The organism is Flavobacteriales bacterium, from assembly GCA_016779935.1.
Lineage (GTDB): Bacteria > Bacteroidota > Bacteroidia > Flavobacteriales > UBA7312.
In genome coordinates this window covers 159,847-184,141 of sequence record JADHMQ010000001.1, presented here as the reverse complement: position 1 = coordinate 184,141, position 24,295 = coordinate 159,847, and the positions used below count along the sequence as shown (strand labels likewise).

The window sequence follows — 24,295 nt, the reverse complement described above, 5'->3', positions numbered from 1 at the left end:
TTAACTAATTCATTAGTTTTTACTCAAAATGAAAAAATTCGATGTACCAGAATTTTACCGTTCTTCTATAATTGCTTCAATTAAAGAAAAACGACGAAATCTTGACCCTAAAAAGAAAGATTTCACACCTTCTATTGTCGATTTTGGATCGGTAAAATTTCACCTTGCAAGACACTTTGGCTTTTGCTATGGCGTTGAAAATGCAATTGAAATATCGTATAAAGCTATTGAGGAAAATCCAGATAAAAACATTTACCTGTTGAGTCAGATGATTCACAACCCCATTGTAAATGAGGATTTGATTTCCAGAGGCTTGCGATTTATAATGGACACTGAAGGAAATCAACTAATAGACTGGGACGAAATTAATTCTGATGATGTTGTAATTACGCCTGCATTTGGAACCACAATTGAAATCAAACAATTGCTTGAAGAAAAAAATATTAAGCTCGAAAAATACGACACCACCTGCCCCTTTGTAACTAGAGTATGGAAAAAAGCCAGTAGTATAGGTACAAATGATTATTCGATTATTATTCATGGTAAACACAGGCATGAAGAAACGAAAGCAACTTTTTCACATTCAATGCAAAACGCTCCGTCTCTAATCATTAAGGATTTGAACGAAGCGAAACAATTAGTTGAATTTATTGAAGGTAAACTTCCTGAAGAGGAGTTTTATACCGTCTTTAAAGATAAGTACTCTGAAGGTTTTGATTTACAAAGGGACTTGCAAAAAATTGGTGTTGTCAACCAAACTACCATGCTGGCTAGTGAAACGGAAGAAATTTCTAATTTTTTGAAAGATTTCATCATCAATAAACACGGTGAAGAAAATTATAAAGACTATTTTGCTGATACTAGAGATACTCTTTGCTATGCTACTAATGAAAATCAGAAAGCAACTTACGGACTTCTAAATGTACCAGCAGATATTGCTATTGTTGTTGGTGGATATAATAGTTCTAACACCTCTCACCTGGTTGAGTTGTGTGAACATAAACTTCCAACATTCTTCATTAAATCATACAAAGAAATATTATCAAAAGATACCATTAGACATTTCAAATACGATAATAAAGAAATCATTGAAACGACTAACTTTTTACCTAATAAAAAGAATGTAAAAATTATTTTAACCTCAGGTGCATCCTGCCCTGATTCAGAAGTGGATAAAGTCCTTAATAAACTATTAACGTTTTTTGATGATGCAAACCCTATTGAGGAAGTATTGAACGATTTTAGTTCAAAATAGCCTTTTCATAAGATTCTAGAACTTTTTCAAACTGTTCCTCTTTGGTCATATTGGTATTGTCAATAACAATAGCATTTTCAGAAATTATGAGTGGATTTTCTTTTCTAGTACTATCATCCTCATCACGTTCTTTCAAATTCATGAGCACATCCTCAAAACTAACACCTTTTAACTCCAATGACCGTCTTCTGGCACGTTCTTCTGCTGAAGCAGTTATAAATAGCTTTAATTCAGCTTTAGGAAATACTACAGAACCGATATCTCTTCCGTCCATTACTACGCCTTTGTTTCGTCCAATTTCTCTTTGAATTGAAATCATCTTTTGCCTTACAGCCTTTATTTTACTGATTTTACTAACGTTTTCAGAAACCCATAAGCCACGAATCTCACTTTCTACATTTTGACCATCTAAATAGGTTTGGCATAGGTTATTTACTTTATCGTATTCAAAAGAGACGCTAACATCGTCTAGCTTTTCCAATAAAAGTTCTTCATTAATAATGCCATCACCAATAATATTATTTCGTAGAGCATACAAACAAATCGCTCTATACATAGCTCCTGTATCAATGTATATGTAACCTAAGTGATTGGAGAGTTGTTTGGCAATAGTACTCTTACCACAAGAGGAATGTCCGTCAATTGCTATGTTTATTTTTTTCATCTTTTTTATAGAACTTGGAAAAATCGGTTATAAAGGAAAAGTAATTTGGTGAGCCGTGCAAGTGATATGTTGATCTTCCGTAATTTATTGTAAAATGTGATAATTTTATACCTACACCCCATGAAAAACCAACCATACCTAAATAAGAATTTACTTTAAGCTCTTGCCTTCTCCTTGGATTATATCCCATTCGTAATTGAATACGTTTTCCAATACTCAATTCACCACCTAAGTCAACATGTCTGAATAATTTAGCGCCAAAACCTTTCTCAGAAGCAGTTTCACTGACATTTGAACTTTCTTCGTAAGAATTAGTTAAGTCCCAACGTTCAATATTTTTATAGCCAAGAGAGAAGCGAAACGGAAGATGTTCTAATTGTTTGGACATACCAAAATCAAGATGAAATGGTAGTTCTTCTTTTAAACTTGAATACGTACTCAATTGTCTTCCATAATTTTTAGCTATTAAAGACATGAAAAGATTCTTTTTTACATCTGTATAAGCTAAGGCTAAATCAGAAGCTATTGCAGAAGATTGGTAAGTTTCAAAAGTTGAGAATAATGTCTTTAAGTTGGCACCTAAAACCCATTTTTCAGAAACTCTTTTGCTAATTCCAAATGAAACTATTTGTTCGCTTGCGTTAAATGTTCCCAGGTTTTGAGACGTATAATCTGTCTGAGTAAATTCTCCGTAACCCAAGGACTTTACTGAAACACCAATTGTTCCGAATTGTTTTAAAGGAAATGCGTATGAGGCAGAAATAAAATTTATGTCTGAAAAGTAATCGACAAAATTCAAGGATAATTTATTGTACATCCCGTCATTCAGCATAGATGGATTGTTTATACCGTTCTCTATATCTCCATCATAAATAGATAAAGGCTGATTGAGTACTGCTTGTCTAGATGACAATGATAAATCTAGTGATTGGAAAGCGTTATTTTCGTACTGAGCTAATGTAGAAACATTAAGCAAAAACACACATACAAAAAGAGCCAAAATTCTCATTACACAAAGAAACAAATGTTATTAGATATAACGAACCTTTTTGAACTTATTATATAAAAAAAGCACGGATAATCCGTGCTTTTCTTTTGATGTTGAAGATTATAACTAATTTAGAATGAGATACCTATATCAAATCCAATTTTTGGAACTATACCTGTATACCCTCTTTCTGGTGCATAAAACTCAATTCCTTCTGGTTTATTTTCAATTACAGAAGAACGTAAGCCACCCCCAACGAATAAATCAAGAGAAAGATTTTTAGCAAAAATTAATTGGAAACCCATAACGACACCACCTTCAATCTGTTTTACCTCATACTCATCGATTTTTCTATCGCTAGAATACCCTGAACCAGGATGATAAGTAGAACCTATGTAGTCTCCATTACTATCGTAATTTGACTCATAATATGGCTCAACTACCCATGAAGAAACGTAACGATCGTATTGCTGCACAAAGTACTTACCGTTTCCGTAAAGTCCTGCATAAATACCTGAAAGAGGTGAATCACTAGAACTGTTTATAGCTGGTTTAAAAACATATTTTCTCAATTGGAGTTCACCCATCCATCCGTATTCATCACCATTTTCAGTAAGGTTGTAACCTCCTGACAAAGCAAAAGAATTGTTATTTGATAAAGCACGCTCATAAGTCGTGTGAAATGTTCCATCAACAAAATGGAAAGGGCTAATCTTTACTAATGCATCTTGTGAAAAAGAAGCAAAAGCTATAAATAGCGCTGAAGTAAGCAAAAGATTTTTTTTCATAATTTTAATTTATTTTGGTTAGCAAATGTATAAAAATTTTGTTCTACTACAAAGCTATGTTTATCACATCATTCATTTTTGAAACATAGTGAAATTTCAAGCCTTTTAAATAGTGTTCGTTTATCTCTTCGATATCTTTTAAATTTTGTTCGCAAAGAATAATTTCTTTGATACCAGCACGTTTTGCTGCAAGTATCTTTTCTTTGATACCACCTACTGGTAATACCTTACCTCTCAAAGTTATTTCACCAGTCATTGCAATTTTTGCTTTGACTTTTTTATTGGTAAATAATGAAACCAATGCTGTCAACATAGTTACACCAGCTGAAGGTCCATCTTTAGGAGTAGCACCTTCAGGAACGTGGATATGTATGTCATAAGTATCTAAGTCTTCTTTTTTTATCCCAAATTGTTTGGCATGGGACTTAATGTAATGCATAGCAATGGTTGATGATTCTTTCATTACTTTTCCGAGATTACCGGTAATTGTTAAATTTCCTTTACCAGGACTCTTACTGCATTCAATAAAGAGTATATCGCCTCCTACAGGTGTCCAGGCAAGACCTGTAACTACTCCAGGAATATCATTATTGAGCTGTTTTGATTTATCAAATGTTGGTGCACCAATAATGGATTTCAAATCTATTGGCTCAACAACAATTTTGTACTCTTCTTCCATAGCAATGGATTTGGCAACATAACGCACTAATTTCGCTACCATTTTGTCCAATCCTCTTACTCCTGACTCTCTAGTGTAACCCTCAACTAACGCACGTAATACTTTAGTGGATAAATTAAGGTCTTTACTGCTTAAACCGTGTTCTTTCAGCTGTTTTGGTAATAAATGCTTTTTTGCAATTTGAACCTTTTCTTCAAGAGTGTATCCCGTAATTTCGATAATTTCCATCCTATCCCTTAAAGCCGGCTGAATAGTGTTTAGAGAGTTCGCCGTAGCTACAAACATCACTTTAGATAAATCGTAACCCATTTCTAAATAATTATCGTGAAAGGAGTTATTCTGTTCAGGGTCAAGTACTTCGAGCATGGCTGAAGAAGGGTCTGCATGTGAATCTCGACTAACCTTATCAATTTCATCTAGAACAAAGACAGGGTTAGAGGAATTTGCTTTCTTAATCGATTTGATAATACGACCTGGCATAGCTCCAATGTAGGTCTTTCTGTGACCTCTAATTTCAGATTCATCTCTAAGCCCACCTAAAGAAACACGCTCGTATTTTCTTCCTAAAGCCTCTGCAATGGTTTTACCCAAAGAAGTTTTACCAACTCCAGGAGGTCCATATAGACATAGGATAGGTGCTTTCATATCTCCTTTTATCTTAAGTACTGCAAGATGTTCAAGAATACGTTCCTTTACTTTTTCAAGACCAAAATGATCTCTGTCTAAAATCTTTTTGGCACGTTTTAAGTCAAACTTATCTTTTGTGTATTCACCCCAAGGTAAATCCAACACCAATTCTAAATATGCACGTTGAACAGAATAGTCAGCCATGGCCGGGTTCATACGCTGTAATTTCTTCAATTCTTTTTCAAAATTTTCAGAAATTTCTTTAGCCCATTTTTTATTTTTGGATCTAGACCTCATCTCTTCAATTTCTTGGTCTGCAGAGCCACCTAATTCTTCTTGAATGGCCTTTAGCTGTTGGTTTAAGAAATATTCTCTTTGCTGCTGGTCTAAATCGTGCTTTACCTTATGCTGAATTTCATTCTTCATCTCTAGGCGTTGCAACTCTTTACTAATGATTTCAAGCGTATTTTCAGAACGTAATTTCAAATCAAAAACTTCTAAGAGTTCTTGCTTTTTATCAACGCCAACATCCATATTGGAACAAACAAAATTAACTAGATAGGAAGGTGATTCAATATTTTGAATAGCCAATTGAGCTTCTGAAGGGATATTTGGCGATTCTTTTACTATCTGCAAAGCAATATCTTTAATAGAATCTACCAAAGCAACAAATTGTTCATCGTCTTTGGCTGGCTTATTTTCCGTCAGTTCTTGAACAGTAGATTTGATATATGGTTCTTGCTGAACAAACTCATTGACTTGCATTAATTTTCTACCCTGAATAATAACAGTAACATTACCATCAGGCATTCTCAACATTTTCATAATGTGAGCTACTGTTCCAACTTTATTTAAATCGTTGAAAGAAGGGTTTTCTATATCTCGATTTTTTTGTGAAACAACACCAATAGTTTTAGTCCCTTTATTGGCATCTTTTATGAGCTTTACAGACTTATCTCTCCCTACTGTGATTGGAATGATTACTCCAGGAAATAAGACGGTATTTCTTAAAGGTAGAATAGGTAAAACATCAGGAATTTGTTCTTTATTAATTTTGTCTTCATCTACACTGCTAAGAAGAGGAAAAAAATCCGATTCGTCTTCAAAGTTAGTTGCTACATAAGAATCTAAAAACATATTTTTTTTTCATTGAAAAATGTTGTGCCAATATGACAGATTATTTGTTGTATATATTCATTGGTAACTGTTGCAAGAAACGTGCCACAAATGGTTTTGGCGTAATAGTATGACAATACTAGTCTTTTCGGTACGACTTTGTCAGTTCAAATACGGAATCAATTATGTCTTTTTCAACCTCATCGAATACTTTTGATCGCCTCTCCATAACTTTTTCAGCAACGTCGTATACTTTTCTTAATTGATAGGTAGAGTAACCAGAAGATCCTCCCCAAGAAAAAGAAGGCACAAAGTTTCTAGGGAAACCTGCTCCGAATATGTTAGCACTTACACCAATTACAGTCCCTGTATTAAACATGGTATTTATTCCACATTTAGAATGGTCACCCATAATTAAACCACAAAATTGAAGACCGGAATTTTCAAATCTGTTGATGGAATAGTTCCATAGTTTTACCTCAGCATAATTATTCTTGAGGTTAGAGTTGTTGGTATCGGCTCCAAGGTTGCACCACTCACCTATTACTGAATTACCTAAGAAGCCGTCATGTCCTTTATTGGAATAACCTAGAAGAACAGAATTATTGACCTCACCTCCTACTTTACAATAAGGGCCTAAGGTTGTAGCGCCATAAATTTTTGCACCCATTTTCAGTACAGAATGTTCACACATTGCCAAAGGTCCTCGAACTAAACTGCCCTCCATTATTTCAGCTTCTTTACCAATATATATTGGGCCTGATGAAGCATTTAATACAGCGTGTTCAACTACTGCACCTTCTTCAATAAATATTTTTTCCGGACATATTGTAGAATTGGTTGAACTAATAGCTTGCGATTGTCTTCCTTTTGTTAGCATTTCAAAATCAGAATGTATACAAGCAGCATTAAACTGGAATATTTGCCACAATCTACTTAATTGAAAAATATCTTCTTTATAATCAATATTGTTTTGAGGAATAGTGTTGTCTGTTGACCTATATGCTAGAATTAAATCATCCTTTTTTAAGGATTGATTACTTTTTAAAGAATGTATCGCTTTAAGTAAGCTTTCATTTGGACAAATACTACCATTTATCCATGTATTATCATCACTAATTGACAAAGGAAACTTAGTGCTTAAATACTCCTCGGTTGAATGGGATACTGTTGACGATAATGCAATTTGCCATTTTTCTGAAATCGTGAGAATTCCTATACGAATTTCAGCAACTGGTCGAGTATATGTCAAAGGCAATAAATGTTGCCTATTATCATCAAATAGAATGTAATTCATAAAACAAATATAACAATTAGGATGGCAATGACTCTATCAGGTATTGAATCTGAAGTGCATAATGTCTCCGTCAGAAACTACATAGTCTTTCCCTTCAACGGACATCTTACCATTTTCTTTACATGCTAATTCAGAGCCAAGCTCTAAAAAGTCGGCATACTTGATAACTTCCGCTCTAATAAATCCTTTTTCAAAGTCAGTATGAATAACGCCAGCGGCTTGTGGTGCCTTCATACCGTCCTTAATAGTCCAAGCTCTTACTTCTTTTTCTCCTGCCGTAAAATAGGTTGACAAGTCTAGTAACTCATAGGCCGAACGGATTAGTTTACTAACACCTGGCTCATCTAGTCCCATATCTTCTAAAAACATTTGCCTTTCTTCGTAGCTTTCCAGTTCGGCAATATCTGCCTCAGTAGAGGCTGCAATCATTAATACGGCAGCATTTTCATTTTTTACTATCTCCTTAACTTTATCAACATAGGCATTGCCATTTTTGATAGACGCTTCATCAACATTACAGACGTACATGATAGGCTTATCAGTCAATAGCATTAAATCTGAAATATGTTCTTTCTCTTTCTCCTCTAATTCAATACTTCTTACTGATTTACCCTGCTCTAAATGCTTCACATACTTTTTCAGCACATCAACCACAACATTAGCGTTTTTGTCACCCGTTCTCGACAGTTTTTCATACTTCTGAAGTTTCTTTTCAACAGCCTCTAAATCCTTCAATTGCAATTCAATATCAATGGTTTCTTTATCTCTAATAGGGTCAACTGAACCGTCTACATGAACGATATTATCATTTTCAAAGCATCGTAAAACGTGAATAATGGCATCTGTTTCTCTAATATTAGCTAAGAATTTATTTCCCAAACCCTCACCTTTACTAGCACCTTTTACCAGTCCAGCAATATCCACAATTTCCACTGTAGTGGGCATTACTCGTTGTGGCTTCACCAAATTTTCTAAATGAGTAAGTCTATCATCAGGAACGGTAATCACTCCTACATTTGGTTCTATAGTACAAAAGGGGAAATTAGCCGATTGTGCCTTAGCATTAGACAAACAATTAAACAGGGTTGACTTTCCAACATTAGGTAATCCTACAATTCCACATTTCAATGCCATATCTCTAGATTTTTGGCAAATATAATCAGCTAATTAAACATTTTTGAAAAAATATTAACAATTGTTTTTTGCCTATTGTAAAAACTTACATTTGAAACATAATATTTTACAGATGGAAAACGACTTAAATGCAATTTGTTCTCAGATAAGAAGAGACATTGTTCGTATGGTTCATGCTCAAAGTTCAGGTCATCCTGGTGGGTCTTTGGGTTGTGTTGAATTTTTAGTAGCACTGTACTTCAAAATTATGAATCACGACAAAAACTTCAAAATGGATGCTATTGGCGAAGATGTGTTCTTCCTTTCCAACGGTCATATTTCACCTGTACTGTATAGTGTTCTTGCTCGAAGCGGTTATTTCGAGGTAAGTGAGCTATCCACTTTCAGAACAATTAACTCAAGACTGCAAGGCCATCCCACAACACATGATAATTTACCTGGTGTACGTATAGCTTCAGGCTCATTAGGTCAAGGACTATCTGTAGCCATTGGTGCTGCTGAAAGCAAAAAGCTTAATAATGATGATTCTTTCGTCTTCAGCCTTCATGGTGATGGAGAACTTCAAGAAGGTCAAATTTGGGAAGCTGTAATGTATGCTGCTGCCAACAAAATTGATAATGTAATTGCTACTATTGACTACAATCAAAAACAAATTGATGGTTCTTTAGACGAAGTGCTTTCTCTTGGCAATTTAAATGAAAAGTTCACTGCTTTTGGCTGGGAGGTATTGGAAGTAAAAGAAGGGAATAACATCGAAGCAGTTATTAACGTTATAACTGAAGCACAACGCCTAAGCGGAAATGGCAAACCTATCTGCATCATTATGCACACAGAAATGGGCAATGGAGTTGATTACATGATGGGGTCACACAAATGGCATGGAGTTGCTCCAAACGATGAAGAATTAGAAATTGCTTTATCACAAAACGCCGAAACCTTAGGAGATTACTAAATTTAATGGGCTTACTTCACAGACATATCGCTACATCTTTATTAATTGCTTTTCTGTCTGTTTTTACTTGTATCCCTACTACTGCTCAAAACGCATCTCCATCACTTACTAGTGTGTTATTTATATTCGATGCCTCACAAAGCATGTATGCCCAGTGGGAAGGAAACAGCAGAATGGAGATTGCTAAAGAACTACTTTCTAATATGCTTGACAGTCTCGACAATAGAGATAATATAGAAGTAGGATTAAGGTGTTATGGTCACCAAAAGCCCTCGCCTCCACAAGACTGTAGAGATACAAGACTGGAAGTTAAGTTTGGGAAAAATAATATTCCTGCTATAAAAAAAAGGCTAGAGAGTTTACGACCAAGAGGCACCACCCCTATCGCAAAAGCGTTAGAATCTGGAGCACTTGACTTCCCTGCCAATACAGATGACAGTAGGAATGTTGTTATACTCATCACCGATGGTATTGAAGAATGTGGCGGCGACCCATGTGCAGTTTCAAGATTATACCAAGAAAAAAAGATTATTCTTAAACCTTTTGTCATTGGAATTGGATTAAGTGAGGAATACAAAAAGAATTTTGAGTGTGTAGGAACATTCTACGATGCTAGAAACCCTGAACAGTTTAAAAACATTTTGGATGTCGTAATTTCTCAAGTGCTTAACTCCACCACAGTTCAAGTCAATTTATTGGATGAATACGATAAACCAACTGAAACGAATGTACCTTTAAGTTTTTACGATGCCTATTCAGGTATTTTACAATACAATTTCATTCACACCATTAACAGTAAAGGAAACCCTGATACTTTAACGATTGACCCAGTACTTAGTTATAGAGTTGTTGCCCATACCATACCGCAGACTGAAGCTAAAGGCGATTGGAAATTAACACCAGGAAAGCATACTATAATACCCATTAAATCGCCACAAGGAGAACTCACCATTTCAACCTCAAATAATAAATCGAATTTGAGCTGCATCGTTAGAAAATCAGGAGAAATGGAAACCCTAAATATTCAGGATTTAAACACTAGCCAAAAATATATTACAGGAAGTTATGACCTAGAAATACTGACTTTGCCACGAATTCACCAAACAGTAGATATCGTACAAAGCCAAACAACAGAAGTGAAAATTCCTGAGTCAGGCTTGGTAGTACTATCCTTTTCCTCACAGGGCTATGGAAGCATCTTCGAAATGGGTAATGAGCTAAAGTGGATATGCGATTTAAAGCCCAAAAAAGGCAGACAAAACGTTTACCTTTTACCTGGGAAATACAAGATAGTGTACAGAGCTAAAAATGCCCTACAAAGTGCCTATACCAAAGAAAAAATATTTAGAGTAAGTTCAATAAAAACGGTTTCAGTAAAATTATAATAAATGGAAATGAAAGATACACGCTCAGGTTTTGGAGCAGGACTAAGCGAACTAGGAAAAACCAACGATAAAGTCGTGGCTTTGTGTGCGGATTTAACCGGTTCATTAAAGATGAATGATTTTGCTAAAAATCATCCAGATCGTTTTTTCCAAGTTGGTATTGCCGAAGCCAATATGATGGGCATTGCTGCTGGATTAACTATCGGAGGTCATATTCCGTTTACTGGAACATTTGCAAACTTCTCTACTTCAAGAGTATATGACCAAATAAGACAATCTATAGCCTACTCTGAAAAAAATGTGAAAATCTGTGCCTCTCACGCTGGTCTAACGCTAGGTGAAGATGGTGCAACCCATCAGGTATTGGAAGATATTGGAATGATGAAAATGCTTCCTGGAATGACTGTCATTAATCCGTGTGACTACAACCAGACTAAAGCAGCAACCATTGCTATTGCTGAACATCATGGTCCGGTATACCTAAGATTTGGACGTCCGAAAGTACCAAACTTTACGCCAGACAATCAAGAGTTTGAAATTGGTAAAGCATTACATCTTGTAGAAGGTTCTGACGTGAGTATTTTTGCCACCGGACACCTCGTATGGGAAGCATTAGAAGCACAAAAAGAATTGAATGAAAAAGGCATAAGTGCCGAAATCATAAACATTCATACCATTAAACCATTGGATGAGACAGCTATTTTAGAATCTGTAAAAAAGACCAAATGTGCTGTTACTGCTGAAGAGCATATGCTTAATGGTGGATTAGGAGAAAGCATTGCACAATGCCTTTCAAGAAATTTACCCTCACCACTAGAAATGATAGGTGTAAACGACACCTTTGGCGAAAGTGGTAAACCAAAAGATTTAATGGTAAAGTACGGATTAGACTCAAAAAGTATTGTAGCTGCTGCAGAAAAAGTAATTGGAAGAAAATAAACATACCGAAGGGCAACGTATATTTTTTAATAACCAAGCTCAAACTACTCCTTTCGCAAATGGAATGGAAATTTCTCACGCTAAGGGCATGTATATTTATGATACCAATGGAAAGCCCTACCTCGATCTTGTAGCAGGTGTATCTGCTTGCACATTAGGTCATTCACACCCTAAAATTATTGAGAGCGTTCAACAGCAAATTGAAAAATATGCTCATGTGATGGTTTATGGAGAATACGTTCAATCCCCTCAATACCGTCTGTCAAAACTTTTGGTTGACAATCTCCCTGACTCTTTAAACTGTACTTACCTTGTCAACTCAGGAACAGAAGCCATTGAAGGGGCTTTGAAATTGGCTAAAAGAGTAAGTGGTAGAAAGAAAATTATTTCATTCAACAAAAGCTACCACGGTAGTACTCATGGTGCACTAAGTATTATGGGTAATGAAACTTATAAAACAAAATACCGTCCTTTACTTGACGATTGCCATTTAATAGACTACAACAGTATCGACCAACTAACAGCCATTGATGAAACTGTTGCCGCAGTAGTTGTAGAGCCAATACAAGGGGCTACAGGATTTTCTGTACCATCACAAGAGTGGCTAAATCAGTTAAGAAAACAGTGTACTGAAAGTGGAGTCTTATTGATTTTTGACGAAATACAAACTGGATTTGGACGTACAGGAAAGCTCTTTGCCATTGATACATTTTCAATCGTACCGGATATAATATGCATCGCCAAGGGAATGGGTGGTGGTATGCCAATAGGTTGCTTTATCAGCTCAAAGCCACATATGGATAAGCTAAAAGAAAATCCAAAATTAGGACACATCACTACCTTTGGTGGTCACCCTGTTTGCTGTGCAGCCTCTCTAGCAACGCTTACAGAACTCACCGAAAACAAAAGCATTATTGAGTCCGTTTCCAAAAAAGAACAACTATTCAGGACCCACTTAAATCATCCAAAAATTAAAGAAATCAGAGGAAAGGGACTTATGTTAGGTATAGAATTGGGCGATGCCGAATTATGCCAAAAAGTCGTTGAGAAATGCTACGATTTAGGAATAATTACATTTTTCTTTTTATTCACTAATACAGCTGTTCGCCTTTCTCCTCCACTCATTATCACTGAAGAAGAAATCATTGATGCTTGTCAGAAAATCAATACTCTATTAACTGAACTATCCTAATCATGAAAAAAATCCTTTTGATACTGTCTATTTTTGCTTTTACCGTTGCTTGTGGAACTAATGAAGATAATAGAGGCTACAAAGTTAATGTGGGTGAACAAACACCCGAATTTTCCATGAAACTCATGGATGGTACAACAATTAATAACGATTCACTTTTAGGAAAAGTAAGTGTCATTCAGTTTACTGCCTCTTGGTGAGGCGTATGCCGAAAAGAAATGCCTCACCTCGAAAAAGACGTTTGGCAAAAATTTAAAGATTCTGACTTCCTTTTAATAGGGGTAGACTTAAAAGAAACTCCTGAAAAAGTGCAGAAGTTTATTGAAGAAACAGCCGTAACTTACCCTATTGCTATTGACACAGACGGTTCTGTCTTTGAAAAGTTTACCTTACCAAAAGCCGGCGTAACACGAAATATTGTTCTCGATAGAAATGGTAAAATTATCTTCCTCACCAGACTCTTTGACGAAAAAGAATTTAAAGAAATGATAGCTGTTATTGAAAAAGAGCTTAATCGCTAATTTTTCTGATTATAGGATTTAAAACGCCCTTTTAAAAACCCTCTAAGAGCAGAATGCTTTGTACGTCTTTTCTTAACACGCTTTCGCCACATCACAAAAGATGACCGTTTCATATGCTTTCGCATAAGTTGACGCACCTCATTCTCTTTTAAGTTAAATTGAAGTTCTATAGCATCAAAAGGCGTTCTATCTTCCCATGCCATTTCTATAATTCTGTCAATATCTTTTAGAGAGAAATCTTTCATCTAGTGGAGAATTAGTTTTCTCACTGACCTATCAAAGTGAATGAAATACAAGCCTTTTTCCAACTGACTTAAATCGATATACAATTGTTCAGAATTCTTTAAAGTGGAAAATACCTCTTGAGAAAGGGTATTATATATTTTTACTTCTCCTCTTTGTTTGCCAACTAGAGAAAATTTTCCAGTAGAAGGGTTTGGAAAAACATCAAACTCCATAGTCTGCTCATTTACTCCCAAAGGACTATCCACACAAAAATCAAGAGTAATATCATCGCCAAAGTCCGAATTTGGAGAGTTTAATTCTGCCAAAACAGCACCAGTTCCATCGTAAATGGTAAAATCTCCATCAAACTTACAGGAATGTTGAGAACCGTATAAGCCATCGCCATACTCATCTTCAACAGTAAATTCATAACAACCGTTGGGCAAGCACCAATTTTCAACAACAGCTACTGGGTTAGCTTCCAAATCAGTTGATGAACTACCACCTGGGTAATACCCACTAGAGACAGCATACAATTGTTGACCATTCTCATTTTCTAAGAACCATGATATTTCTTCTCCATAGCAATCAGGTAAAAAGTCAAGCTCCACTACATTAGGTGCAACACTAATATAATCCGTTTGGGTATAAGTATCGGAATTTTCATCGCCATTCACTACTAAGCTCACATCATAATCTCCAGTGAAATTATAGCTGACCGTATGAGGACCAGGACCACTAGCTGATGAAGGTTCACCACCATTAAATGTCCATTCATAAGAGTTGATATTTCCTGTTGAAATTGAAGTAAATGTTACTGGAGTGCTTTTACATACAACAGTTTCAGAACTTGTAAATGCCGAAATAACTTGAGCCGATTGATTACAATAGATTCCATTTAAAGTAGTTACATTAGAATTGACTGGATCTAGCCATGGTTTCAGTTGTTTGTCGCTGGTATTACCCATCTGATCCCAAGCATGCCATATTTTACCATAAACATCGCTTTGGTTAGTAGCATCACAATAAGAGGCTCCACCTGTTAGGACTCCAACAACCAATCCATTTTGATTGAAAATTGAAGAGCCTGAAGAACCGCCTTCAGTAACGCCATGACCATTCGCAGTTCCATTCCAAACCACTCCCCAATGTGTTGAGTTATCGTTTCCAAAACCTAAGCCACCAGTAGTGTATAGAGAATTTGTAAAAGTCGAAATCTTCATGATATCTCCACTTGGGTGATGAATACTCACCCCACTAGATGCAGCAGAATTAGTTCTGTTCCAACCGGCAAAATAAGGGTCAAAATCGGGCTCACTATTAAGCTCTACTAAGAAGAAATCAGAATCGCCATTATCCCCTTCGCCCCCACTATTCGAAAGCTTTTGACAACCGGTTATAGAATAAGTGTTATTAGGTACAGAATTATTACAGCCAGAAGAACGGTAGTTAAAATAAAAAATAGACTGATTTAAATTATTAGCACTGATATCTCCTCCATCAAAACAATGGTCTGCTGAAAGAACGTAAGGCGTACAATCGTTAAGGGTATTATTTACCAATGCACCAGAACACAAGCCAGAAAAGAAGCCATCTGCAATTTGTATTCTACATACCGATTTCTTTTGGTTTTCCCAAGCATTACCTTCATCACAATTGGCGTTAACTTGACAATCGTCAGATGAATTATAGCCTCCTAACTGTCCACCAGAAATATCTTTGTAAGCATAGGCAAAACGGTTGATATGAAGCTCTAAGTCGGCCGTTTCAGAATGTGGCTGAAAATATTCAAGAATTAATATGTCACCATAAATAAGTTCTGTAGCAAATACGCCAGATTCATGATTGTGTTGAGATGTAAAAGGACCTATTTTTTGACTTTTGTCTGGCTTATAAATATACAATCTACCTTGTGAAGGAATCCAAAATTTATCGTAATATAAAGAGATGGCTTTAGCATCAGTCGCAGAGATGGCAAGAGACCATACTTTGCCCCCTTCTACCTCTGTCCAAACACCACTATTTTTTGGTGATAAATCGCAATATACCATTTTGGCAAATCTGAAATAAGTGCCATCTTTGGTATCGTCTTCTAGAATAAGCTGTTCAATATCGGATGGTTTATCAAAAGTCAATAAAGGAACTTCTGAATTTACAGTGGATACCATCTGGCTTAATGCAAATAAAGGAAGTAAAATAAAAATGAGTGAAAACGTTTTCATAATTGTGATAAGGTTAGTTAAAAATTAACTGAATTGTTTGGTACTAGTACAAAAATAATGAATTCCAATTTAATCTAATTCTTCATCCTATCATTTTCTCATCGGTAAGCACTATATTTGCCAATTCAAATTATGAGTAAAAAAAGTAAAACATCACTTAAAAGAGCCTCACGTTTATTTGTGTATCTAAAACCCTACAGATTAGAATTTTCTCTAGGGATACTCTTTCTTTTACTATCTACTGCTGCCTCTCTAATTTTCCCAGCACTTATGGGTGACTTAGTGGATTCAGCTAGTGAAAAGATGATTAGCAACATAAACGAAATTGCGCTCTGGCTATTGGCATTGTTTGCCTTACAAGCTGTTTTCTCTTACTTCAGAATTGTGTTGTTTGTAAATGTTACTGAAAAATTCTTGGCTGTTTTACGTCAAGAAACCTATGCTCACCTCATCAAACTACCTATGAATTTTTTTTCCAAAAGACGGGTTGGAGAACTCAATAGTAGGATTGCTTCAGACATAAGCATGCTTCAGGAAACCTTCACAACAGATTTAGCCGAATTTTTTAGACAAGTTATAATTATCATTGGCGGGATAGTATTTTTATCGCTTACCTCTGTAAAATTGACCTTATTTATGCTTGCCATCATACCCGCTATGATGCTTGCTGCTGTATTTTTCGGAAGATACATCAAACGATTCTCAAAGCAAGTACAAGAATCTATTGCAGAGTCCAACACCATTATTGAAGAAACCCTTCAAGGTATTCAAAACGTAAAAGCCTTTACCAATGAATTTTTTGAAATAGGCAGATACACTCAAAAAACTAATGAGGTAATGAAAATTGCCAAAAAAGGCGGTAAATACAGAGGTGCTTTTGCTTCCTTCATCATCTTCTGTTTGTTTGGTTCTATTGTAGCCGTAATATGGTATGGAGTACTCATGATTAATGCGGGTGAACTAAGTATAGGTCAGTTATTCACTTTCATATTATATTCCGTATTTATAGGTGCTTCAGTGGGTGGTATGGCAGATATCTATGCTAAAATTCAAAAAGCCGTTGGAGCTACTGAACACTTACTGGATATTTTGGATGAACCTACAGAACGAATCGAAGATGCCTTTAGTCAAGACAGTGTAAAAGGACACATCCTTTTCCAAGACTTAAGTTTTGCCTACCCAAGCCGACCTGATATTAAGGTGCTGAAAAACTTGAACTTAGAAATTAAAGAAGGTCAGAACATTGCTTTAGTAGGGCCTAGTGGTGCTGGAAAAACTACCCTAGCCTCTATCCTTTTTGGATTTTACAAAATCAGTGAAGGTAAAATACTAATCGACCAAAAGAGTATTGAAGATTACGATCTTCATTTCCTAAGAAAACAAATCGCTATTGTACCTCAAGATATTCTCTTATTTGGTGGAACGATTAGAGAAAATATAGCCTATGGTAAACTAGGTGCTAGTGAACAAGAGATTGAAGAAGCAGCACGTAAAGCCAATGCTCTCGATTTCATAAATGAATTTCCTGAAAAGATGGAAACCCTTGTTGGAGAGCGAGGCATTCAACTTTCTGGCGGACAACGACAACGCATTGCCATTGCCAGAGCATTGCTTAAAAATCCTAGAATATTAATCCTAGACGAAGCTACTAGTTCCTTAGATTCCGAATCCGAAAAGTTAGTACAAGAGGCTATGGATGTGCTGATGAAAGGTAGAACATCACTAGTGATAGCTCACCGATTATCGACCATTAAAAATTCAGATTGTATATTAGTAGTCGAAAACGGTCAAATAATTGAAAAAGGAACGCATCAAGAACTGGATAAAAGCGGCGGTTTATACAGCCAACTCAGTGAGATGCAATTCAATGCTTAAAACACCCATTTCCCCATGAAATATATTATTAGCATAGTTACTCGACTTATCCCAAGACACTACCTACACCATGTTAGTCACTTCTTTCTTCAAATCTTTTCTCTATTCATGAGAGGCAATACCTTCGAAGACCCTATCAATGGTAAAAGCTACCGCAAATTATTGCCCTACGGAAGGTTAAACCCTAGAGAAAACGCTCTTGCTCCTGATAGTATGTCCTTAGAAAGACACCGACTCATTTGGTTGTACCTCAAAGAGAAAACCAATTTCTTTACTGACGATATAAAGTTCTTACATATTGCTCCTGAATACTGTTTCATCAGCTTATTCAAAAAGCAGAAAAACCTAGACTACACCACTGCCGATTTGAATTCACCTTGGGCAGATGTAAAAATGGACGTACACGATATTCCTTTTGATGACAATTGTTTTGACGTTATAATGTGCAACCACGTGCTAGAACATGTGAAAGACGATAGAAAGGTAATGTCGGAATTCTTTAGAGTAATGAATAAAGGCGGCTGGGGTATCTTTCAAGTACCTATTGACTACACTAGAAAAGACACCTTTGATGACCCAAGCATTACTGACCCAAGAGAAAGGGAAAAACACTATTGGCAAGACGACCACCTTAGGTTGTACGGACTAGATTATGGCAGCATACTTACTGAAGCCGGTTTCGACGTTGTAGAAGATGCTTTTGTAAAAGAATTGGATGCTAAGCTCGTAGAGCGCTATGCTTTACCAAAAGATGAGATCATTTACCTCTGCAAAAAACCTGCTTAAACCATCTGGACATAGACCACTTTTTTAGTCTCAAAAAAGTCCTCTTCAAAGTAGTCGGCTAAATCAAAACTGTTGTGGTGATAGTCAATACCGCTTAGTTCTTCTGTCAAATCCCCTCCTTTGAGGTAAAGTATTCCATTTGGGAAATCGCTGTGGCACTCTTTAGAAAATCGCTGTTCTACCCAATCTATAAAAGCGGGCATGCGCGTTACGGCTCGACTTATTACAAAATCGAAGGACTTTCTGATGTTTTCTGCTCTTTGGTGAGCAGTACTAACGTTAGTAAGCCCCAGTTGTTCGGCAACGTCTTTTACTACTTTTATTTTCTTACCAATGCTATCGATGAGAAGAAAATGGCTGTTTGGAAAAAAGATAGCCAAAGGAATTCCCGGAAAACCTCCACCTGTACCTACATCCAAAACAGTAGTGCCGTCATGAAAGTCGATCACTTTAGCAATGCCTAAGGAATGAAGAACATGACGTTCGTAAAAGCTATCTATATCTTTTCTAGAAATGACATTTATTTTAGCATTCCATGTCGAATACAATTCGTGTAATGCTTCGAACTGTTGAATTTGTTTAGTGGTTAAATGTGGAAAGTATTTTAAAATAACATCCATTACATCATGTCTTTTTTACCAGATAAAATTTTAAATAATTTCTCTCTAGAACGGTGCAATTGTGCTTTCACTGTTCCAAGCGGAATACTCAATTCTTCAGAAATTTCTTCGTAGCTGTATTCCTTAAAGTAACGCAACTTCACCAATTGTCTGTAATTGGGTTGGAGTTGTTCAACAATACTTCTTAAAATTTGAATTCGCTGACTTCTTATCAAGCTATTATCAGGCGTTAGTTGTTGGTCAGTAATATCAATAGAAGAAGTCGTACCCTCATCGTGTTCTATGGTAGAATCTATGGAAATAGTCGGTAACTTCTTCTTTCTTAAATAGTCAATGCAGTTGTTTTTAGCAATGGTAAACAACCAAGTACTAAAAGCGAAATTAGAGGTATAGGTATTCAATTTATTAAAGGCTTTACCAAAGGCTTCAATAGTTAATTCTTTGGCAAGTTCTTTGTCGCTAACCTTTTCGTAAAGCATAAAAAATATAGCGTCTCTGTACTTTGACATGAGTGCATTGTACGCACGAGGGTCACCATTGGACAGTGCCTTCTTTATAAGTTTTAAATCCTCTTTGGCTTTTTCTGTTAACTCTCTTTCTACCAAAATCGTTTTTTGTTTAGCATACTCTTAAGCATAAAGATAAGGTAAAAAACAATATATGTTAGTTCTAGAAAGGGATAAAAAACAAGTAAATCCTCTTCTTCTGTCTTTTTTAACAAGGGATAACTTACTATTAATTGTACTGTCAATCGAATAGCAACTATTAGAATGAGGTAAGGAATGAAAAACTGTTTTAGCAATAAGACTATAAAGACTATCCAAAACAGTAATTGACTAGCTGTCCACAAGCCCAACATTTGCTTGTGAAAAGGCTTATAGTACAAACCTGTACTCAAGTGCCTGGATTTTTGACGTATCCATGATGACCAAGTAGTCTTCGGTTCTGAAAAACTATGAGCCGATATAGAGGTTGAAATGGCAGTATTAGTTGGAGTACTGACTTCTTTTATAAATAAATCGTCATCACCAGAAGGTAAATGTAAGTGTGAGGCAAAGCCTTTGTTATCAAAAAATAAATTCTTTTTGTAAGCCAAATTTCTACCTACTCCCATATAGGCTTTACCCATAAGGGCATAGGAGAAATACTGAATAGCCACTTGAAAGGTATCAAAGCGTATGAGTTTATTTAAAAAACCAGGTCTTTTCTCATAAGCTCCATAGCCAAGAACAATATCTTTTGTAGCAAAATGCTGTACCATAGAGCTAATCCATGAGGCGTCTTTAGGGTAGCAATCGGCATCAGTAAGTAAAAGGCAATCGTACTTTGCGGCTTTTATTCCTAGAGTAAGAGCAAACTTTTTACCTAATCCTTTTTTTATGCTTTCAGGGATGTCTACCAATTTTATTTTGGGATGATTTTCCCATTGCTTGAATATAAATTTGGTGTTGTCGGTGGATTGGTCGTTAACCAGTACTATCTCGTAATTGAGGTAGTCTTGTTGTAACAGTTTCTCAACTAAAGATTCCCAGTGTTTTTCTTCATTATAACCGCATATAATCACCGAAACGGCTTTAGTGAATGTTTCTGTTTTCTCTTCATCTTCTGTCCATCTGTAATACACAAAAAGGTAAAAATAGAGCTGAACGACTACTGATAGAACAAAAATTAGAAATAAAATATAGTCCACATTCATAGTTTGCAATGATACGGATATTTAATTTTTTAAGAACTAAAATTTAATGTTCATAAGACTTAACTATCTTTGGCGAAATTTGATGTATGGATTTCAAACTGATTAAAAAAGATAGCGGTTCAAAAGCTCGATTGGGTGAAGTGACCACTGCTCACGGAAAAATACAAACCCCTATCTTTATGCCAGTCGGTACGGCAGCTACCGTAAAGGGTTTGCATCAGCACGAAATTGAGAAGGATACTCAAGCACAAATTATATTGGGAAATACCTACCACCTTTACCTTCGTCCTGGCTTAGAGGTTATGGAAAAAGCGGGTGGACTACATGCCTTTATGGGATGGGACAAACCCATACTGACCGATAGTGGTGGCTATCAAGTTTATTCTCTTTCTGGTAAACGAAAGATTAAAGAAGAGGGTGTGAAATTTCAATCCCATATTGATGGCTCTTATCACCTATTTACTCCTGAAAATGTAATGGATATACAGCGAACTATTGGAGCAGATATCATTATGGCTTTTGACGAGTGTACGCCCTACCCCTGCGATTACAACTACGCTAAGAAGTCCATGCACATGACCCACCGTTGGCTAAAACGCTGTTGTGATCGCTTTGACACTACTGAGGCCAAATACGGTTTTGATCAAACGCTATTTCCTATCGTACAAGGAAGTGTTTACAAAGATTTAAGAAAACAGTCGGCAGAAAAAATAGCATCTTTTGAACGTGAAGGAAATGCCATCGGCGGATTATCCGTAGGTGAACCGCACGACCTCATGTATGAAATGACCGATATTGTATGCAGTGTATTGCCAGAAGACAAACCGCGCTACCTTATGGGTGTGGGTACTCCATGCAATTTATTGGAAAATATAGCTTTGGGCGTGGATATGTTCGACTGTGTAATGCCAACTAGAAACGCCCGAAACGGTATGATATTTACGAGTGAAGGCACCATAAATATCAAAAACAAAAAATGGGCGGATGACTTTTCAGTCCTTGACCCTAAGGGTACTTCTTTCGTAGATTCTAGCTATAGCAAAGCCTATGTCCGTCACCTCTTTACAGTTAATGAATTGTTAGGAAAGCAAATTACTAGCTTGCACAATATTCGATTTTATCTGTGGTTAATGGAAGAGGCTAGGCGACATATAGCTGAAGGAACATTTACCTCATGGAAAAATGAGATGGTAAAGAAATTGGACAGACGCTTATAAATGCAAAAATTAGACTGGTATATCATTAAAAAGTTTTTGGGGACCTTCTTCTTCTCCATTTCTTTGATTTTATTGATTGTGGTGGTCTTTGATGTTTCCGAAAAAATTGATGATTTCATTGAAAAGTCTGCCCCTCTAAAAGAGATATTATTTAGCTATTACCTCAATTTCATCCCCTATTTTGGAAATCTGTTTAGCCCCCTATTTACTTTCGTAGCGGTTATCTTTTTCACTTCCAAAATGGCAAATAATACTGAGGTAATTTCCATTCTCAGCAGTGGTGTTAGCTTCAACCGTTTTCTACGTCCTTTTTTACTATCTGCTGGTTTTTTAGCAGTATTGTCATTTGTACTCGGTAATTTCATTATACCACCAGCTAATAGCGAACGTCTGGATTTTGAAAATACTTACATCAAAAACCCCTACAAAAACCGCGACAAAGACATTCATATGCAGATTACCCCTGGGCAATTCATTTATGTACAGTCTTATAATACTAAACGAAATATTGGTTACCGTTTTTCTATGGAGCAATTCGAATATGGACAACTCAGTGAAAAGCTATTTGCCGATTATATTCAGTGGGTAGAAGAGCTAAACCACTGGGAAGCACATAACTTCTTTAAACGACGAATAAATCGCCTAAGCGAGCGTATTGATGAGGGAGACGTAATGGAGCTTAAAATTAACCTTCACCCTGATGATTTTAACGTTAGACGAAGTACGGTAGAAACCATGAACCTATTTCAACTCAATGACTACATCAAAGTAGAACGGATGAAAGGCTCTAAAAACCTTGTTTTTCACATTATTGAGCAACAAAAACGCATTGCCTTCCCCTTTGCTACCATTATCCTTACTCTGGTAGCTGTAGCTATGGCTTCTCGAAAAATTCGTGGAGGAATTGGCTTACACCTTGGTGCTGGACTGCTGATTAGCTTTGCCTATATACTTTTTATGCAAATCTCTACCACCTTTGCTACCAATGGTGACCTTTCTCCTATTCTTGCGGTATGGATTCCAAATTTACTCTTTGCAGCATTAGGCATTTATCTACTTAAAAAAGCTCCTAAATAGTCTTTGCCTTATTCCAATAGACGTCCATTTCTTCTAATGACATCTCGGAAAGTTTCAGTCCTTTTTTTTCAATTTCATTTTCCATATACTGAAAACGATGAAGGAATTTCTTATTGGTTTTCTCTAAAGCATCTTCGGGGTTTACATTTACAAAACGGGCATAATTAATCAAGGAAAAGAGTAAATCGCCAAACTCATCGGTAATCTTTTGGTCATCGCCTTTCTCTACTTCTACCTTTAATTCGGACAATTCCTCTTGGACTTTATCCCATACCTGATCACTAGTATCCCAATCAAAACCTACGCCTCTAGCTTTCTCCTGCATGCGTATAGATTTGACCATAGCGGGTAAGGATTTTGGTACACCTTCTAAAACCGATTTCTTGCCTTCTTTGAGTTTTAGTTTCTCCCAATTAGCCTTTACTTCTGCCTCGTCTTTGACTTCTACATCGCCATAAATATGCGGATGACGGTGAATGAGCTTTTCGCATACGCTATTGAGTACATCCGTAATATCAAAATCCTTAGTCTCCGAAGCTATCCTTGAATAGAATACCAAATGCAGCATGATATCACCAAGCTCTTTCTTAATCTCATTCATATCGCCCTCAACAATAGCGTCAGATAATTCGTATACTTCCTCAATGGTTAGGTAGCGCAAACTCTCTATGGTCTGCTTCATATCCCAAGGGCACTTTTCCCTTAGGTCATCCATAATATTCAGTAATCGTTCAAAGGCAACTAATCGGGCATCCATATTCTGTTATTTTTCACAAAAGTAGCATAACAAATTCATACCTTTGCAACATAATTGATATACCTATGGAAGTATTTATTCTGGCTGTTGTGTTATTGGGTTTAGGATTTGCTGGTATTGCCATCAAAATCCTTGTCAAAAAAGACGGTGAATTTTCTGGCACTTGTGCGAGTAACAGTCCTTTCCTAAACAAAGAGGGCGAAAACTGTGGTTTCTGCGGTGCCAGTCCTGAAGAAAAGTGTAAAAAGGAAGAAGTTACTGCTTAGCACTTATATTATAACCA

Annotated in this window: 23 protein-coding genes; 11 read left to right on the top strand and 12 right to left on the bottom strand. The window is 36.2% G+C overall.

Annotation, left to right across the window (positions count from 1 at the left end):
* Positions 1–28: 28 nt before the first annotated feature.
* Entirely contained in the window at positions 29–1,255 is a 1,227-nt protein-coding gene (locus tag ISP73_00870; GenBank protein MBL6657140.1) for a 4-hydroxy-3-methylbut-2-enyl diphosphate reductase, read from the top strand.
* Here the strand turns inward: ISP73_00870 and ISP73_00865 are convergent.
* The 6 genes from ISP73_00865 to ychF form a co-directional block, all read right to left on the bottom strand.
* Complete coding sequence (locus ISP73_00865) at positions 1,242–1,919, bottom strand: (d)CMP kinase (GenBank protein MBL6657139.1); 678 nt, start codon at positions 1,917–1,919, stop codon at positions 1,242–1,244. The genes ISP73_00870 and ISP73_00865 overlap by 14 nt on opposite strands.
* Entirely contained in the window at positions 1,894–2,928 is a 1,035-nt protein-coding gene (porQ, locus tag ISP73_00860) for a type IX secretion system protein PorQ (protein ID MBL6657138.1), read from the bottom strand. The genes ISP73_00865 and porQ overlap by 26 nt, the downstream gene beginning before the upstream one ends.
* Before the next feature lie 110 nt (positions 2,929–3,038).
* Entirely contained in the window at positions 3,039–3,695 is a 657-nt protein-coding gene (locus ISP73_00855; GenBank protein ID MBL6657137.1) for a DUF3575 domain-containing protein, read from the bottom strand.
* A 46-nt stretch (positions 3,696–3,741) separates the two neighbouring features.
* Positions 3,742–6,138, bottom strand: a complete 2,397-nt coding sequence (gene lon, locus ISP73_00850) for an endopeptidase La (protein MBL6657136.1) — start codon at positions 6,136–6,138, stop codon at positions 3,742–3,744.
* A gap of 118 nt (positions 6,139–6,256) precedes the next feature.
* Positions 6,257–7,414, bottom strand: coding sequence for a GlmU family protein (locus ISP73_00845; protein ID MBL6657135.1), 1,158 nt, complete (start codon positions 7,412–7,414; stop codon positions 6,257–6,259).
* A gap of 36 nt (positions 7,415–7,450) precedes the next feature.
* Positions 7,451–8,548, bottom strand: a complete 1,098-nt coding sequence (ychF, locus tag ISP73_00840) for a redox-regulated ATPase YchF (GenBank protein MBL6657134.1) — start codon at positions 8,546–8,548, stop codon at positions 7,451–7,453.
* A 112-nt stretch (positions 8,549–8,660) separates the two neighbouring features.
* Here ychF and ISP73_00835 point away from each other — a divergent pair, with 112 nt between their 5' ends.
* The 5 genes from ISP73_00835 to ISP73_00815 all read left to right on the top strand — a co-directional run bounded on the left by ISP73_00835 (position 8,661) and on the right by ISP73_00815 (position 13,537).
* A complete protein-coding gene (locus ISP73_00835; GenBank protein ID MBL6657133.1) occupies positions 8,661–9,500 on the top strand; it encodes a transketolase in 840 nt (279 codons plus the stop codon).
* A gap of 5 nt (positions 9,501–9,505) precedes the next feature.
* A complete protein-coding gene (locus tag ISP73_00830; GenBank protein MBL6657132.1) occupies positions 9,506–10,885 on the top strand; it encodes a VWA domain-containing protein in 1,380 nt (459 codons plus the stop codon).
* A gap of 3 nt (positions 10,886–10,888) precedes the next feature.
* Complete coding sequence (locus ISP73_00825) at positions 10,889–11,824, top strand: transketolase family protein (GenBank protein MBL6657131.1); 936 nt, start codon at positions 10,889–10,891, stop codon at positions 11,822–11,824.
* A gap of 64 nt (positions 11,825–11,888) precedes the next feature.
* Positions 11,889–13,016, top strand: coding sequence for an aspartate aminotransferase family protein (locus ISP73_00820; GenBank protein MBL6657130.1), 1,128 nt, complete (start codon positions 11,889–11,891; stop codon positions 13,014–13,016).
* A gap of 2 nt (positions 13,017–13,018) precedes the next feature.
* A complete protein-coding gene (locus ISP73_00815) occupies positions 13,019–13,537 on the top strand; it encodes a TlpA family protein disulfide reductase (protein ID MBL6657129.1) in 519 nt (172 codons plus the stop codon).
* Here the strand turns inward: ISP73_00815 and ISP73_00810 are convergent.
* Together ISP73_00810 and ISP73_00805 are read right to left on the bottom strand one after the other, a co-directional pair.
* Positions 13,534–13,782, bottom strand: a complete 249-nt coding sequence (locus ISP73_00810) for a TIGR03643 family protein (protein MBL6657128.1) — start codon at positions 13,780–13,782, stop codon at positions 13,534–13,536. The two genes, ISP73_00815 and ISP73_00810, sit on opposite strands and share 4 nt — an antisense overlap.
* Positions 13,783–15,984: a T9SS type A sorting domain-containing protein gene (locus ISP73_00805; GenBank protein ID MBL6657127.1), complete on the bottom strand. Its 2,202-nt coding sequence runs from the start codon at positions 15,982–15,984 to the stop codon at positions 13,783–13,785. It abuts the gene before it with no gap.
* Between the two features lie 132 nt (positions 15,985–16,116).
* Here ISP73_00805 and ISP73_00800 point away from each other — a divergent pair, with 132 nt between their 5' ends.
* The gene (locus tag ISP73_00800) at positions 16,117–17,859 is read left to right on the top strand and encodes an ATP-binding cassette domain-containing protein (protein MBL6657126.1); all 1,743 of its coding nucleotides are present in this window, start codon (positions 16,117–16,119) and stop codon (positions 17,857–17,859) included.
* 15 nt (positions 17,860–17,874) lie between these two features.
* Positions 17,875–18,645, top strand: coding sequence for a class I SAM-dependent methyltransferase (locus ISP73_00795; GenBank protein MBL6657125.1), 771 nt, complete (start codon positions 17,875–17,877; stop codon positions 18,643–18,645).
* On the opposite strand, the gene rsmG is transcribed toward ISP73_00795, so the two are convergent.
* From rsmG to ISP73_00780, 3 genes are all read right to left on the bottom strand, one after another.
* Positions 18,642–19,265, bottom strand: coding sequence for a 16S rRNA (guanine(527)-N(7))-methyltransferase RsmG (gene rsmG, locus ISP73_00790; protein MBL6657124.1), 624 nt, complete (start codon positions 19,263–19,265; stop codon positions 18,642–18,644). The two genes, ISP73_00795 and rsmG, sit on opposite strands and share 4 nt — an antisense overlap.
* Positions 19,265–19,774, bottom strand: a complete 510-nt coding sequence (locus ISP73_00785; GenBank protein ID MBL6657123.1) for a sigma-70 family RNA polymerase sigma factor — start codon at positions 19,772–19,774, stop codon at positions 19,265–19,267. Before ISP73_00785 ends, rsmG begins: the two co-directional genes overlap by 1 nt.
* A gap of 89 nt (positions 19,775–19,863) precedes the next feature.
* Positions 19,864–20,961, bottom strand: a complete 1,098-nt coding sequence (locus ISP73_00780) for a glycosyltransferase (protein ID MBL6657122.1) — start codon at positions 20,959–20,961, stop codon at positions 19,864–19,866.
* A gap of 86 nt (positions 20,962–21,047) precedes the next feature.
* Between ISP73_00780 and tgt the strand changes: the two genes are divergently transcribed.
* Positions 21,048–22,178: a tRNA guanosine(34) transglycosylase Tgt gene (gene tgt / locus ISP73_00775; GenBank protein MBL6657121.1), complete on the top strand. Its 1,131-nt coding sequence runs from the start codon at positions 21,048–21,050 to the stop codon at positions 22,176–22,178.
* Entirely contained in the window at positions 22,179–23,255 is a 1,077-nt protein-coding gene (locus tag ISP73_00770) for an LptF/LptG family permease (GenBank protein MBL6657120.1), read from the top strand.
* On the opposite strand, the gene mazG is transcribed toward ISP73_00770, so the two are convergent.
* Complete coding sequence (mazG, locus tag ISP73_00765) at positions 23,248–24,012, bottom strand: nucleoside triphosphate pyrophosphohydrolase (protein ID MBL6657119.1); 765 nt, start codon at positions 24,010–24,012, stop codon at positions 23,248–23,250. The genes ISP73_00770 and mazG overlap by 8 nt on opposite strands.
* 65 nt (positions 24,013–24,077) lie before the next feature.
* On the opposite strand from mazG, the gene ISP73_00760 reads away from it, so the two are divergent.
* Positions 24,078–24,278, top strand: coding sequence for a membrane or secreted protein (locus ISP73_00760; protein ID MBL6657118.1), 201 nt, complete (start codon positions 24,078–24,080; stop codon positions 24,276–24,278).
* Positions 24,279–24,295 lie beyond the last annotated feature (17 nt).

Coding starts and splice junctions, on each gene's coding strand:
- ISP73_00870 (MBL6657140.1), top strand. CDS start 29: ATGAAAAAATTCGATGTACCAGAATTTTACCGTTCTTCTATAATTGCT.
- ISP73_00780 (MBL6657122.1), bottom strand. CDS start 20,961: ATGAATGTGGACTATATTTTATTTCTAATTTTTGTTCTATCAGTAGTC.
- ISP73_00795 (MBL6657125.1), top strand. CDS start 17,875: ATGAAATATATTATTAGCATAGTTACTCGACTTATCCCAAGACACTAC.
- ISP73_00805 (MBL6657127.1), bottom strand. CDS start 15,984: ATGAAAACGTTTTCACTCATTTTTATTTTACTTCCTTTATTTGCATTA.
- ychF (MBL6657134.1), bottom strand. CDS start 8,548: ATGGCATTGAAATGTGGAATTGTAGGATTACCTAATGTTGGAAAGTCA.
- ISP73_00820 (MBL6657130.1), top strand. CDS start 11,889: ATGGAAATTTCTCACGCTAAGGGCATGTATATTTATGATACCAATGGA.
- mazG (MBL6657119.1), bottom strand. CDS start 24,012: ATGGATGCCCGATTAGTTGCCTTTGAACGATTACTGAATATTATGGAT.
- ISP73_00785 (MBL6657123.1), bottom strand. CDS start 19,774: ATGTCAAAGTACAGAGACGCTATATTTTTTATGCTTTACGAAAAGGTT.
- ISP73_00865 (MBL6657139.1), bottom strand. CDS start 1,919: ATGAAAAAAATAAACATAGCAATTGACGGACATTCCTCTTGTGGTAAG.
- ISP73_00770 (MBL6657120.1), top strand. CDS start 22,179: ATGCAAAAATTAGACTGGTATATCATTAAAAAGTTTTTGGGGACCTTC.
- ISP73_00760 (MBL6657118.1), top strand. CDS start 24,078: ATGGAAGTATTTATTCTGGCTGTTGTGTTATTGGGTTTAGGATTTGCT.
- ISP73_00800 (MBL6657126.1), top strand. CDS start 16,117: ATGAGTAAAAAAAGTAAAACATCACTTAAAAGAGCCTCACGTTTATTT.
- lon (MBL6657136.1), bottom strand. CDS start 6,138: ATGTTTTTAGATTCTTATGTAGCAACTAACTTTGAAGACGAATCGGAT.
- tgt (MBL6657121.1), top strand. CDS start 21,048: ATGGATTTCAAACTGATTAAAAAAGATAGCGGTTCAAAAGCTCGATTG.
- rsmG (MBL6657124.1), bottom strand. CDS start 19,265: ATGGATGTTATTTTAAAATACTTTCCACATTTAACCACTAAACAAATT.
- porQ (MBL6657138.1), bottom strand. CDS start 2,928: ATGAGAATTTTGGCTCTTTTTGTATGTGTGTTTTTGCTTAATGTTTCT.
- ISP73_00845 (MBL6657135.1), bottom strand. CDS start 7,414: ATGAATTACATTCTATTTGATGATAATAGGCAACATTTATTGCCTTTG.
- ISP73_00855 (MBL6657137.1), bottom strand. CDS start 3,695: ATGAAAAAAAATCTTTTGCTTACTTCAGCGCTATTTATAGCTTTTGCT.
- ISP73_00835 (MBL6657133.1), top strand. CDS start 8,661: ATGGAAAACGACTTAAATGCAATTTGTTCTCAGATAAGAAGAGACATT.
- ISP73_00825 (MBL6657131.1), top strand. CDS start 10,889: ATGGAAATGAAAGATACACGCTCAGGTTTTGGAGCAGGACTAAGCGAA.
- ISP73_00830 (MBL6657132.1), top strand. CDS start 9,506: ATGGGCTTACTTCACAGACATATCGCTACATCTTTATTAATTGCTTTT.
- ISP73_00810 (MBL6657128.1), bottom strand. CDS start 13,782: ATGAAAGATTTCTCTCTAAAAGATATTGACAGAATTATAGAAATGGCA.